This window comes from Pseudoalteromonas sp. (assembly GCF_041629635.1).
GTDB lineage: Bacteria > Pseudomonadota > Gammaproteobacteria > Enterobacterales > Alteromonadaceae > Pseudoalteromonas.
In genome coordinates this window covers 1-13,066 of record NZ_JBFKMX010000108.1, presented here as the reverse complement: position 1 = coordinate 13,066, position 13,066 = coordinate 1, and the positions used below count along the sequence as shown (strand labels likewise).

General features: G+C 40.0%; 12 protein-coding genes. 8 read left to right on the top strand and 4 right to left on the bottom strand.

Annotated elements, in window-relative coordinates; translation table 11 throughout:
- Together ABYD77_RS14110 and ABYD77_RS14105 are read left to right on the top strand one after the other, a co-directional pair.
- The coding region (locus ABYD77_RS14110; RefSeq protein WP_372770767.1) for a 1-acyl-sn-glycerol-3-phosphate acyltransferase at nucleotides 1-811 on the top strand (811 nt) is incomplete at its 5' end.
- Nucleotides 812-983: 172 nt separating this feature from the next.
- Nucleotides 984-1,232: a DUF1289 domain-containing protein gene (locus tag ABYD77_RS14105; RefSeq protein ID WP_372770768.1), complete on the top strand. Its 249-nt coding sequence runs from the start codon at nucleotides 984-986 to the stop codon at nucleotides 1,230-1,232.
- A 61-nt stretch (nucleotides 1,233-1,293) separates the two neighbouring features.
- Here ABYD77_RS14105 and ABYD77_RS14100 read toward each other — a convergent pair whose 3' ends face one another.
- Entirely contained in the window at nucleotides 1,294-2,022 is a 729-nt protein-coding gene (locus ABYD77_RS14100; protein WP_372770766.1) for a hypothetical protein, read from the bottom strand.
- An 87-nt stretch (nucleotides 2,023-2,109) separates the two neighbouring features.
- On the opposite strand from ABYD77_RS14100, the gene ABYD77_RS14095 reads away from it, so the two are divergent.
- From ABYD77_RS14095 to ABYD77_RS14085, 3 genes are read left to right on the top strand one after another with little or no spacing between them, the layout of a single operon-like run.
- Nucleotides 2,110-2,310, top strand: coding sequence for a DUF3283 family protein (locus ABYD77_RS14095; protein ID WP_274763429.1), 201 nt, complete (start codon nucleotides 2,110-2,112; stop codon nucleotides 2,308-2,310).
- Entirely contained in the window at nucleotides 2,307-2,717 is a 411-nt protein-coding gene (locus ABYD77_RS14090; RefSeq protein ID WP_372770765.1) for a GNAT family N-acetyltransferase, read from the top strand. The genes ABYD77_RS14095 and ABYD77_RS14090 overlap by 4 nt, the downstream gene beginning before the upstream one ends.
- Nucleotides 2,718-2,728: 11 nt before the next feature.
- A complete protein-coding gene (locus tag ABYD77_RS14085) occupies nucleotides 2,729-5,890 on the top strand; it encodes a two-component regulator propeller domain-containing protein (protein WP_372770764.1) in 3,162 nt (1,053 codons plus the stop codon).
- A gap of 119 nt (nucleotides 5,891-6,009) precedes the next feature.
- On the opposite strand, the gene ABYD77_RS14080 is transcribed toward ABYD77_RS14085, so the two are convergent.
- Entirely contained in the window at nucleotides 6,010-6,957 is a 948-nt protein-coding gene (locus tag ABYD77_RS14080; protein ID WP_372770763.1) for an ion transporter, read from the bottom strand.
- Between the two features lie 9 nt (nucleotides 6,958-6,966).
- The gene (locus ABYD77_RS14075) at nucleotides 6,967-9,636 is read right to left on the bottom strand and encodes a GNAT family N-acetyltransferase (RefSeq protein WP_372770762.1); all 2,670 of its coding nucleotides are present in this window, start codon (nucleotides 9,634-9,636) and stop codon (nucleotides 6,967-6,969) included.
- A gap of 134 nt (nucleotides 9,637-9,770) precedes the next feature.
- Between ABYD77_RS14075 and ABYD77_RS14070 the strand changes: the two genes are divergently transcribed.
- The 3 genes from ABYD77_RS14070 to ABYD77_RS14060 are packed head-to-tail and all read left to right on the top strand — an operon-like array spanning nucleotide 9,771 to nucleotide 11,723.
- Complete coding sequence (locus ABYD77_RS14070; RefSeq protein ID WP_372770761.1) at nucleotides 9,771-10,154, top strand: cupin domain-containing protein; 384 nt, start codon at nucleotides 9,771-9,773, stop codon at nucleotides 10,152-10,154.
- Nucleotides 10,147-10,854 (top strand): SIMPL domain-containing protein, encoded by a 708-nt coding sequence (locus tag ABYD77_RS14065; RefSeq protein ID WP_372770760.1) that lies wholly within the window; start codon nucleotides 10,147-10,149, stop codon nucleotides 10,852-10,854. Before ABYD77_RS14070 ends, ABYD77_RS14065 begins: the two co-directional genes overlap by 8 nt.
- Nucleotides 10,855-10,886: 32 nt before the next feature.
- Complete coding sequence (locus ABYD77_RS14060; protein ID WP_372770759.1) at nucleotides 10,887-11,723, top strand: DUF1835 domain-containing protein; 837 nt, start codon at nucleotides 10,887-10,889, stop codon at nucleotides 11,721-11,723.
- Between the two features lie 56 nt (nucleotides 11,724-11,779).
- On the opposite strand, the gene mutS is transcribed toward ABYD77_RS14060, so the two are convergent.
- The coding region (gene mutS / locus ABYD77_RS14055; RefSeq protein WP_372770758.1) for a DNA mismatch repair protein MutS at nucleotides 11,780-13,066 on the bottom strand (1,287 nt) is incomplete at its 5' end.

Below are 13,066 nucleotides of genomic sequence, written 5' to 3'. Positions count from 1 at the left end.
GCTTGATAAAAATAAAGCGTATTTATTTATCTCAAACCACCGCGATATCGCACTAGACCCAGCCTTTGTTAACTATGGTTTGTTCCAAAGTGATATGAAAACAGTGCGTATTGCAATTGGCGATAACCTGTTACAAGTACCCTATATGACTGAACTAATGCGTTTAAATAAAAGTTTTATTGTTAAGCGCTCGGTAAAGTCGCCAAAAGAAATGCTGAAAACACTGACGACCCTTTCTCATTATATTTATGATTCGCTCGACAGTGGAAACTCGGTATGGATTGCACAAAAAGAAGGTCGCGCCAAAGACGGAAACGATGTAACCGATCCGGCATTAATTAAAATGCTGCAATTACACGGTCGTAAATTAAAAATGGAATTTGCTGACTATGTTAAATCGATTAACGTAGTGCCTGTGGCTATTTCGTATGAGTTTGAACCATGCGAAAAAGCCAAAGCAAAAGAGCAATATCATAAAGCGACATTCGGTGAATACAAAAAAGTACAGGGCGAAGATATCGCCAGCATTATTGAAGGCTTTGCAACCAATAAAGGGCATGTTCACTTGTCGTTTGGTGAGCCAATTAGCGATAACTGTGATACGCCAGAACAATTAGCGCAGACCATTGATAACTACATTCATGCTAATTACTTCCTGCACCCAAATAACTACTTAGCGGCAAATAAAGAAGCTGAGCAAATCAGCGATGACGCGAAACGTGTTTATCAAAGTCGTTTTGATGATGTAGCCCCAGAATTACATGAGTTTATTAAGCAAATTTATGCAAAACCGGTGTTAAATCAAAAGTAATTAATAGTTTTTGTACAAATAGTGAAACTTTTCAATAAACCAGAGTGAATACTCTGGTTTTTTTTGCGCAAAAAATAGTTAAACTGTATTTATGAGTGCGTAAAAAAAGACCTAACTCTCTTTTGCTTTTGTAGGAGGGTTAATCAAGTAAATGACTGAACAGAAACAAATTATTGAGCAAATAGAAATCTTTGAAATACCCAGTCCATGTAAAGGGGTATGTCAGGTGAATAACCGAGGTTATTGCTTAGGTTGTTTTCGTTCGCGCGAAGAACGCTTTCATTGGAACCAGCTTTCCAATGCACAAAAGAAGCATGTTATTCGACTATGTGCACAGCGTGAAAGGCGCATTCGTCAAAACCTGATGCAACAACAAGACGGTGGAAACGGTGCATCAGAGCAAACCAATTTAGACTTTTGATTCAGTGAGCACACTGTATTTGAAGTTTGTTCAACCTAAAGCAGTTCTCATTTTAAGTGGTTTATTTCATTTCCTTATGTTCAGATTTAACAGATGAATCAATCTTTAATTGCTCATCTAGTCTGTCTAAAATCACTTTGTGTTTTTTATGCAAGTAATGATGAATAGGCTTTTTGGATACAATTTTCTTATCAAAAAAGTCAAGAGCGTGTGCTTCAATTTGGTGTGTTAATAGGTATTCCAGTACTAGAATGCCATCAATAGTATGATTACGAAGCATATGAATTTGGCTAGATAGGTTATTGTTTATTATAACCTCACCTTGGAAGTTTTCTTGATCTATGTATTTTTGCGAGAATGGGTAGTTGGTATTGTGACTGATTGTTTTTAAGTCTTTTAATTTGCAGTCTGAGCATACGCCTTTATTAGTTATTAGTACTAAATTTAGATGCATTAATGGGAAGTAACTTGCAATTAAATTGGGATAATCGTTTGAAATGCCAATAATTCGACCAATCTGTCCATCAAGTTCGCCTGCGTTTGCTGCCTTAAGAGAGCTTTTGTGGTCAAAATCAATGATTTTAATATCAACACCGATATCGCGATAAGCACTGGTTAATCGCTTAATTAAAATGCGAGAAACTTCGGTGTCTAGTGGTTTGTTAAATACAAGGGTCGTGGTCCCTTGCTCAGCCATAGTCGGTTTAGCAGTTAACAACATAGTTGCGAGTAAAGCACCAGTTAGTATTAAACCTATTAAAGCATTTGTTTTAGTTTTTACCTGACGCATTACAGAATTCATTTTAGTGTTGATCGGCTTAACCTATATGGTACATTGCTACCATAACATACTATTTAACTTGCAGTATAAAAGAACATGTCTTTTAATTTATGTAACCTACCGCGCCAGGAAAAATATTTAATCCAATTAGATTATGAAGCGTCTTTTTGGGCTTTCAAGGTAAAGCGTGGGAAAAGTACGCGAGACCAAATATATTCAGCTATTTTGCAGCGTCCACAATCAGAGCAAGGTGAGCTAAAACAACGCTTTGAGCGGTATTTAGCGACAATGTCGTGAATCAAATAGCGTGTGAATTACTCGATCCAGTTATGACGCCATTGGTAAATAAATTTTATCAACAACACAATGTGCGCGGCCGTGCTAAAAGTCATGATAAGGTTTGGTTGATTAAAATTGATAATCAAATTGCTGCCACAGCAAAGCTGACTTTGAAAGAAGAGCACTTATTACTTACAGGGGTATTCACAGTGCCGCTTCATCGCGGTAAACAATTGGCATCACACTTAATTAACCACATTTCATCTAATTATCAGCAGCCAGTTTATACCTTTGCATACTCACATTTGGTTGCTTGGTATAACCGCTGTGGTTTTCATTTAAGCGAACCACCACCAGAGCTTGAGTCAATTTTTCAAGCATATGTACGTCAAGGACGTGATATACGTTGTATGGTTAACAATTAGGAGATGTAAATATGCACTTTCGCTTTTATCTACTGTTAGTTTTGTGCTGTATTTTATCGTTTTCACTTTTTGCTAAAGAAACTTCTAATGTTCGCCGTTTTTCGCCTAACGAGGGGTTAGCGCAATCTTATGTCACCGGATTGTTGGTAGATAAAAATGGTTATTTGTGGATTGGCACGGAAGCCGGGGTGAATCGTTATGATGGATATCAACTTTCAACTATGACAGGTGCTGAAGGCAAGTTGCGCGATAAATCGATCGATTTTCTCTATGAAGATAAACAAAATGATATTTGGATTTCGACAACCTATTCAGGACTTTACCGTTACGATACTGATACTTTTCAATTAGAGAGAGTACTGGAATTTAAAACGGATCGCAGTCATTCACCCTTAGTGATGTTAGAAACACATCAACCTGGATTCTATTGGTTAGGGAGAACAAGAAATCTAGCATTACTTAACAGTCACACCGGTGAAGTGAAGCATGTGTTTGAGATACCTGGGGATTTTAAGTATGCCTATGTGCGTGCATTAAAGTATTACAAACACTACTTGCTGATTGGTACTTCAGAGGGTGTTTATGTTATGGACACCAATACGCAAAAAGTGGTTGAGCTTAAGTATCTCAACGAACCAGCACGGCATCATGACCAAAATAATGCGAAATCATTTCATATTGTGGGTTCGCAATTATGGTTAGGCACTGTTCAAGGACTACATACTGTTGAACTTGATAATATTGAGCGGTTAGTGGCTGGTGAATTAGAGAAATTACCCAGCGAAGTTAGAATTTCTGACCTCAACATTTGGAAAATAATGCCGTTCAAATCGGGGTTGAAACTAGCTACTAATCAAGGGGTTTATAATTATTTTGCTGACGATGACCAGTTAATCAAAAGCACTGAGCTTGATAATTCTGACTACGAACTGAGTGATAATAGCATTGTGGATATGTTGATTTCTGATGATGGCTCGATGTGGTTGGCAAGTAAATCAGATGGTGCATATTTTATTGCAAAAAATAACTACCTATTTCAAAACTACAATCGCGATACTTTGTATGGTGGCTTATCTCACAACAATGTATGGAGCATGGTTGAACACAACAAAGATGTTTGGTTAGCAACCAGCGATGGTATTACTAAAATTAACCCGCACACTTATCAGAGCCAAACCTACTTGGAAGGTTATTTAGCAGATCGTATCAATCATGAGTTTCATGTTTATCAGATTTTCGAAAATAATAATATCTTGTGGTTGTCGACAAGTCGTGGTTTTTTTAAATTCGATTTAGCCACGTTAACCATTTCAGCAGTGGAGGTTACCGTTGAAAAGTACAAAGATATATTTCAAAAGCAACTTATTGTTGGTCATTTCAGCCAAAACGGTGAAATGTATTTTAAAAGCTTTAAACACGGTTACTTTAAATTTAATACACATAGTCAAGAATTAATCAAAATTGAACCTGCTATTCCGGTAATTGACGATACGCTTTCAGGGTACTTTTTACCGCCCATGAAAGACGAACAATTACCCTTTTTTTTCCACAGTAAATCGCTTTATCAACTTCTACCTGATAACAGCGTAAAACACCTTTATACGCCGCCAGTAAAAGACGATGTTGAGTACTTAGAAATGACATCTTATGTGGTAGATAATAATGGTGTTATGTGGCTTTCATACTATAGTTATGGCCTTGTTGGATTGGATAGTATGACATTTGAAGAAAAATATCGTATTGAAGACAAACTTGATACTCGAGGTTCATTGTTTTATAGCCTAACTAAAGACGAACGAGGCATGATTTGGATGGCAAGTCACAGCGGCATCTGGCGCTTTAATCCAAATACTCAGCACTTTAGGCAATACAGTGTAGATGATGGCATTGCAGTAAATGAATTTAATTCTGGAGCGAAATTAACTTATTCTGATGGGCGCATTATCTTTGGTTCGATTAAAGGAATCACCAGCTTTCACCCTGAACGTAATGATATTAACGAACAAATTTCAGAGCGTGTAAATATTACCTCTATTACTTTGATGTCGCGTAAGTTAGAAGCCGAATCAATTATCCAGCAAAATTTATTGGAGCTGGATTACGATGATATAGGGCTTGAAATTGGTTTTTCAGCCATGCTGTTTAAGTATCAAGATCGTATTGAATACGAATACCAATTAGATGATTCACCTTTGGTAAGCACTGATAATAATAAAGTTGCTTTCGCACGTATTGCACCAGGGAAACACACCTTTAATGTCCGAGCTCGCGATCCTTTAAATGGTAATTATACTGACTTTAAAAGTTTTACTATTCAAGTTCATTACCCTCCTTGGCGATCGCCCGCAGCATTTGCAATTTATTTCGTATTGATAGCCAGTTTTATATCAGTATGGTTTCTTCGTCGACACCGATATCAGCAGCGTTTATTGGCTGCACACAGACAAAGTCGTGAAAATGAAATGCGATTAAAATTAGCACTGGAAAGTAGTCAGTCCGGTGTTTGGGAATGGCAAAGTGGTGTAGGCGATATTTATCAGCCTCGTTTATGTAATGAATTAGGCTTTGATAAATTCAATGTAACGCTTGATGAGTACTTGGCAAAAATACACCCGGATGATAGAGCCAAATACCGTATTGAGTGGCTGGAGTTTGTCACTACTCAAAAAGCGTACTTTAATCTTACTTATCGAGTCCGTCACAACCAAGGCCATTGGCGTTGGTACAAAGATGTTGGCCGTGTTATTGAGTGGGATGGTGACTTACCACAGCGAGTAACGGGCACGTATACCAACTTTACTCGTGAGCGAGACCTTGAAAGCAGTGCGCGACTATTTAGTGCCGCGTTTGAGCATACTCGTGATTGGGTGTTTGTTATGGATAGTGATTTTAAGATTTTAGCCATCAACAAGGCGCTTAGAGAAAGTCATCAATTTGATATAAATAAAGACTCATCACGCAAGTTATCGCTTGGTTTGAGCGCAAAACGCCGTACCCAATACTTACGTGAGTTAGCTAAGCTAAATGCCGGTGAGCATTATCAATCGGAAGAGACCATCACCAACCCAGAAGGCGAACAGTTTAAATGCTTGATTAAAGTGACCGCTGTTGCTAATGAGCGCGCTGAGGTTGATAACTTTGTTGTGGTGATAACGGATATTAGTAGTTTGTAATAAAGCTAATATATGCATTCAAAAATTTACCGGCATTTAAATTTTTGTCCATTTTAGAATTTACTATTACAAACCATTGAGTCTTTTGTTAAACAAAATTAGCAGCCCCTAACTTTTGGTTAGGGGATTTTATGGCCACAATTAGTGCAGTAGTTAATGTGTTTAATTTCTTCCATTTTTCTGCGAATTGCGATTTGCGCTTCTTTTTTACTTAACCCGAGCTCGATACGCATTTCTTCAATTTGTGCTTGGTCTTTTTCACAAATCTCACCATCGCGAGAGCACTGCGCAACATATTGAGCAAACTTAACACGGCGGCGTCTGAGCTGATCTGAAAAACTCGATGCGAGCAAACCCGTTGGAATTGCAACCATGCCCATACTAAGCACGGTGATTATGCCGCCAAAAAAGCGACCAAGCGGTGTTATAGGCACCACATCTCCATATCCTACGGTAGTCAAGGTGGCCATAGCCCACCACATAGCCTCTGGAATGGAACCAAATTTATCTGGTTGCTCATCGTGCTCAATAAGATAAATTCCGCAAGAGGCGGTAATTAACGCCACACTCATAATGAAAAAGGCGGCAAGTAATGGGCCTTTTTCTTCGCGTATGCTTTGCAGTAATAACTGCATGGCGCGTGAGTAGCGTGTAAGTTTAAATACGCGTAATAGCCTAAATACGCGTAAAAAACGTAAATCAAAACTGACAAACAACATTAAATAGGTTGGGAGGATCGCTAGTAAATCAATCACTGCGAGCGGTGAGCGTAAATAGCGGAAGCGTTTTCGCCAATTGGGTATGGCTAAATCACGGTAGTGCTCTTTATCAACGCAAACCCAAAGTCTGAGAAAATACTCAATGGTAAAAATGCCAACAGAGATAACTTCGATAGTAAGGAAAAGTTGACGATGGGCTAAGGCAATCTCCTCAACGGATTCAAGCACGATGGCAACCACATTGCCGACAATCAACAGAATTAACATTACGTCAATAATCCGCCCAATGCGCAAGCCCTGACCTGAACTTTCAAGTACTTGTGCAAGCTTGTATCGTAATAGATTCACGTGAGCCTCTTAATTTAATGGCATGGTCATAACTATCGTGCCCTCTTCAAAATCACGGGTTACTTTAAAGCCGAGATTTTTGGCAAGACCAATCATGCCGGCATTTTCAGGCAAGGTTAGACCTTCAATTTTTTGTACTTTTTGGCGTTTACAATGGTCGATAACCGATTGCATTAAAATACGCCCTAAACCTAAGCCTTTTATATCTGAGCGAACTACAACGGCAAACTCGGCAACAAGGTTATCAGGATCCATTAACACCCTTGAAACCCCAAGCGTTTGCCAAACATCGTCACGTATTTGTGTGACAATAAAGGCCATTTCTCGGTCGTAATCAATTTGGGTCATTTTTGCCAGTTGCTCATGACTAAACTGCGGTATCTCGCCAAAGAAGCGTTTATATCTGTCTTCTTTCGTGAGTTTATTATCAAATTCGCGATGGGCTTCTTCATCTTCTGGACGAATTGGGCGCAGCAGGGCAAGTGAGCCATCTTTTAAGGTGATTTCTTGTTCGAGCTCTTTTGGATAAGGTTTTATTGCTAACCGTTTAGCGCGGCTTGTTGCTTGATATTTTTCAAGTTCAATACACGCATCTAACACTAAAAATTTTCCTTGTAAGGCAAGCACAGGGTTTAGCTCTAGCGATTTGATATCGGGGTTTTCAACAACCATTTGAGATACCCGAGTGAGCATGGCGCAAAGAGTGTACTTATCAATTTTGGTCGGAAGATGTTTTTCTTTGATAAACCCTTTATCGCTTGCTGCGGCAATTAAATACTTCGCCAAGTTCATATTTAGCGGCGGTAGGGCAACGGCCGCTAAATCAAAATTAAGTGCAGTGCCTGCTTCGCCGAGTAAAATCACTGGCCCAAAATTTGGGTCGGTTTTAACCGCAATGCGAAGTTCCTGGCCGCCTGCACGGGTTGCCATACGTTGTAGTGCAAAACCATCAATTTGTGCATCTGGATAAGTTTTATTAATGCGAAGAAGCATGTTGAATGCTGTTTGTTCGACTTCATCGCCATCGTTAAGGTTTAACACTACACCGCCAACATCAGATTTTGATGGAATGTTAGGGCTAACTAACTTAAGTGCAACGGGAAATCCAATCTTTTCAGCAAACTCACGAGCTTCACTTGGGGTGTATGCATGCTCTGTAGCTATGCAATTAATTTGGTAGCAATCTAAAAGCGGTGCTGCATCATGAGAGGGCAAGTAATGGATTTTATCTTGCAGGTTATTTTCAATCAGTGATGCTGCTTTTTCGCTATGGATATTATTTGAATCAAGTAATGACTCAGGTGTTTGCGTTAAATGTTTTTGGTTGCGGCGATATTGAATTAAGTGCATATATGCGGCAACGGCACCTTCAGGTGTACGATAGGTTGGGATCCCTGCTGCTTGGCATGCTTTTCGTGCAGCATAGGCGGCTGTTTCGCCCATAAAGTTAGTCATCACATAAGGACGCTGCATTTTGGGAATTTTATTCACCGTTTCAGCAATGACATTGGCAAATTCTTCACTAGGCGCAAGTGCTGAAGGGCTATGCAAAATGAGCAAGTTATCAACTTCTGGTGCTTGCACTAAAATTTCGACTGCTTTTTGATAACGTCTTGGATCTGAATCGCCGTAAATATCGACCGGATTAGCAAATGAAGTATGTTGAGGTAATACCTGATTTAACTTAGTAATAGTCTCTTTTGATAATTCAGCGAGTTTGCCTGAACTTTGAATCAGTGTATCAACCGACATCACACCTGGGCCGCCGCCATTAGTTAAAATGGTAAGTGCTTCTTGTTTTAATAATTTAGGGTGTAGCGCTAAGGTTTGCGTTGCGGCAAATAACTCGCGTAAATCGTTTACTCGAAGCATTCCGGCACGCTGGAACATTGCATCATAGACTGCGTCCGAGCCTTGATTACCGCCAGTGTGTGCCATTGCTGCATCAGCTCCTGCAGCTGTTTTACCGGTTTTAATTGCAATCACGGGCTTACTAAATGCCGCGGCACGTGCAGCAGAAATAAACTGGCGAGTATGTTCAATATTATCAATATACAACAAAATAGCTTGGGTATTGGAATCGCGACCTAAAAAGTCGACTAACTCATCAAAATCAATATCGCCGCAATCGCCCACAGAGACAAAATATGAAAAGCCGATGTCTTTGGTTTGTGCCCAATCTAAAATGGTTGAACACACGGCGGCAGATTGCGATACAAATGCAATTTTTCCTGGCTTTGCGACCATGTGTGAAAAGCTCGCATTCAGACCGATACGTGGAATAAGTAAGCCCAGGCTATTAGGGCCGAGAATATTCACATCGGCTTTTTTGGCGGTTTCGATTAAAGTTTGTTTTAATGTTTTATCAAAACTAGAGGCGATGATAATGGCATTTTTACAGCCTTTTTGCCCGAGTTGCTCAACGATTTGATTGCAGTGATCTTTGTTAGTACAAATAACTGCGAGGTCTGGCACTTGTGGTAAAGCATCAATGGTTGGGTAGGCAAGCACACCGTGTACTGCTTTATATTTTGGTGTGACAGGCATTATTGGACCGTTAAATCCCCCTTGCAGTAAGTTTCGCATTACCACATAACCTGCTCGATTAGTGCGGTTTGATGCCCCAATCACTGCAACTGACTTAGGGTTGAAAAATTGGCTTATCCTTTTTACCGTCATAGCTTTTGACCAGAGTTGAGTTACTCGTATAGTATAAAATTCGTCTATAAGTATAAAGCAATATTCAGACAAGATACTTGATATAAAACAGGGTCTTGTTATGCTTCTTTGAAAATCAATATCGACTGTGAATTATGACTTTACTATTGCTCAGTGCTGCTATCAGTAGCGCACCAATAAACATTGAACAAATGGTAGTGCCGAGTGATCTTGAAAATATTAAAGTGGTGCAGCTTGCGAGCAACCAAGATGCCAGCCAGTTTCTTATTTTTATAAAAAAATCAGTACCGCTGCACCTGCATAAAGAACACAGTGAAATGGTGTATATTGTCGATGGTGAAGGGGAAATGCAGTTGGGCGAGAAGTCCTTTACAATTAAAAAAGGCGATTTTGTAAAAATTGATGAGAATACGCCGCATGGTGTAACGGTCACATCCCAACAGCCTTTAAAAGTGCTCTCAACACAAACGCCAGAATACTTTGGCAAAGACAAACATCTAGTGAGCGAACATGAATAAACCAACAATAGCGACTTCTTTAATCCTTGCGCTTGCGCTGATTATTGCCAGCCTGATTTTAAAGCAAGGCATTATTGAATTTAAAACGCTTGACCGTAGCGTTGCGGTAAAAGGGTTGGCTGAAAAAGAGGTAATGGCAAACACCGTAATTTGGCCAATAAACTATTCGCTAGCGGGTAATGATTTAACCAAACTAATTGCTGAGTTAGAAGCAAAGAACCAAGCTGTGCGCGCATTTTTGACACTGCATGGTTTTAGCGATGATGAAGTGTCAATTGCACCGCCAAATGTTGCCGACAAACTTGCTCAGCCTTATGCACAACTAGAAAAAGGCCAAATGCGCTATTTTGTAATGTCGAGTATTACAGTGTATAGCCATGAACCTGAGAAAGTGCGCCATGCACTCACTAAAGTAACGCAGCTCGCTAAACAAGGTATTGCTATTTCCAGTGACCGCTATGACGCAAAAGTGCAGTATATTTTTACCGGCCTGAATGACATCAAGCCTGAAATGATTCAGCAAGCAACAGAAAAGGCGCGTGAAGTTGCAGAGAAATTTGCAACGGATTCAAATTCAACACTCGGTAAAATCAAGTCTGCACGTCAAGGTCAGTTTAGTATTGCAGATCGTGATTCGAACTCGCCGCACATTAAACAGGTGCGAGTGGTTTCAAGCATTGAATATTATTTAGTGGATTAGTTTCACTGAATATTATTGGTTGAGGTTATTTTATGTTTCATATTACCAATGGCGATAGCGCAAACTTATTTTTAAAACGAATTGGTATTCAAGGGCAGTTTGTTGCTTGGCAAGATGTGCTTCATCATGGCCCGATATCGTCGCAGCTCACACTACCTGCAATGAGTGATTACCGCGCAGCTTTTTTAGCGGATTATTTTTGTTTGCCATTAAAAGATGTACAAACTAAGTTTGCACAAAGAAATGCCTTACTCGATAGCATTGAAGAGAGTAGTGAAGTAATCTTGTGGCTTACGCCTGAACTCTTTGACAGTCTAATTGGCTTACAGTTTATTGCATGGTACCGCGCGCAATTTGAATCAACACGTAACTTATTTATAGTGCTTCTGCCTGATCACATACCCCCGCGTGAATTAGAAGCAGCGCAAGTTGCCCAGTATTACAAAACACGCTTTAGCCCGAGTGACGCATTTTTTGAGTTAAACTCTGAGGTTTGGCACGCATTAACTACTAATATAGCTGCGTTAGAGACTTGTTTAACACTCGACTTTAAACATTGGCCAAACCTTAAAACATCGATTCAACGCTTTTTACAAGAACAGCCCGATGATATTGGGTTAAATCGTACTCAGTGGCAAATTTTAGATTGTTTAAATGGTCAAACGCTCTCATTGGCACAGTTGTTTGGTGCAAACCAAGATTTGGAAGAAGTGCCATTTATGGGCGATTTAAGCTTTTGGTGCCAAATTGAAGAAATGCGTGAGTACTTATGTATATCCACGCAAGACAGTTTATTACACCAAGAAATTGAATTTTATCATGGGGTAAAAGTAAGCTTGTCGGAAAAAGGACAAGCGCTACTTAATTAACTTGAGCTTATACATTCGTTTCTAAGTCGGCCTGTTATGCAACAGGCCAAAACACCCTAGCTATTTTTAGCAAGCTGCTTAAGTTGGTAGATTAAATCAAGCGCCTGACGAGGGGTTAATTCGTTAGGGTCAATTGCTGCAAGTTCTTCTAACACAGGGTTCGGTGCGTCAAATAAACTCGCCTGTTGCGAAAGTGGTGCGCTGGCAACATGCGTTAATGGCATTTCACTGACACTTTGATGCTGTTCTAGTAACGACAACTTTTGTTTGGCACGGTTAATCACTGCCTTTGGTACACCCGCAAGGCTTGCCACTTGTAAACCAAAACTTTTACTTGCCGCGCCATCAAGCACTGTGTGTTTAAACGCTATAGTATCTTGATATTCAATTGCATCTAGGTGCACGTTGGCAAGAATGTCGAGCTGTTCGACTAACTCGGTTAACTCAAAGTAGTGAGTGGCAAACAGGGTTTTCGCAGCAATGTTCTTTGCCAAATATTCTGCCGTTGCCCATGCCAGTGAGAGACCATCGTAAGTACTGGTACCACGGCCAATTTCATCCATTAATACCAGCGAGTTTTCGGTGGCGTTATTGAGAATATTGGCGGTTTCGGTCATTTCTACCATAAAGGTTGAACGACCTGAGGCAAGGTCATCGCTCGCACCGATGCGCGTGAAAATACGATCGGTGATGCCAATACTGGCAGATTCTGCCGGAATATATGAACCGATATGTGCCATTAATACAATGAGTGCTGTTTGACGCATATAAGTTGATTTACCACCCATATTTGGCCCGGTAATAATTAGCATTTTACGTTTATCATCGAGGTAAGTTGGGTTGGCGATAAACGGCTGTTGCATAACAAATTCAACCACAGGGTGGCGGCCGCCTTTAATATCAATGCAATTATTATTACTAAGCGTTGGTCTGACATAATCGAGAGATTCTGCGCGCTCAGCAAGGTTATTGATAACGTCTAACTCGCTAAGTGCCGCTGCCATTTTTTGCAACACATCAATTTGCGGCAAAATAATATCGAACAGTTCTTCGTAGAGGCGTTTTTCAAGTGCGAGTGCATTTGACTGACTGTTAAGCACTTTATCTTCATGCTCTTTCAGTTCAGGAATAATATAGCGCTCGTTATTTTTCAGTGTTTGCCTGCGTACGTAATCTGCAGGTACATGGCTTGCATTGGCTTTACTTACTTCGATGTAATAACCATGTACCTTGTTATAGCTAATTTTTAAGGTGGCAATGCCAGTGCGCTCTCGTTCACGAATTTCCATCTGCTCGAGAATATCAGTGGCGCCTTTGCTTAAATTACGCCATTGATCAAGCTC

Excerpts from the sequence above, each read along its gene's own strand:
- ABYD77_RS14100 (WP_372770766.1), bottom strand. The coding sequence starts at position 2,022 with ATGCGTCAGGTAAAAACTAAAACAAATGCTTTAATAGGTTTAATACTA.
- ABYD77_RS14095 (WP_274763429.1), top strand. The coding sequence starts at position 2,110 with ATGTCTTTTAATTTATGTAACCTACCGCGCCAGGAAAAATATTTAATC.
- ABYD77_RS14085 (WP_372770764.1), top strand. The coding sequence starts at position 2,729 with ATGCACTTTCGCTTTTATCTACTGTTAGTTTTGTGCTGTATTTTATCG.
- ABYD77_RS14075 (WP_372770762.1), bottom strand. The coding sequence starts at position 9,636 with ATGACGGTAAAAAGGATAAGCCAATTTTTCAACCCTAAGTCAGTTGCA.
- ABYD77_RS14070 (WP_372770761.1), top strand. The coding sequence starts at position 9,771 with ATGACTTTACTATTGCTCAGTGCTGCTATCAGTAGCGCACCAATAAAC.
- ABYD77_RS14065 (WP_372770760.1), top strand. The coding sequence starts at position 10,147 with ATGAATAAACCAACAATAGCGACTTCTTTAATCCTTGCGCTTGCGCTG.
- ABYD77_RS14060 (WP_372770759.1), top strand. The coding sequence starts at position 10,887 with ATGTTTCATATTACCAATGGCGATAGCGCAAACTTATTTTTAAAACGA.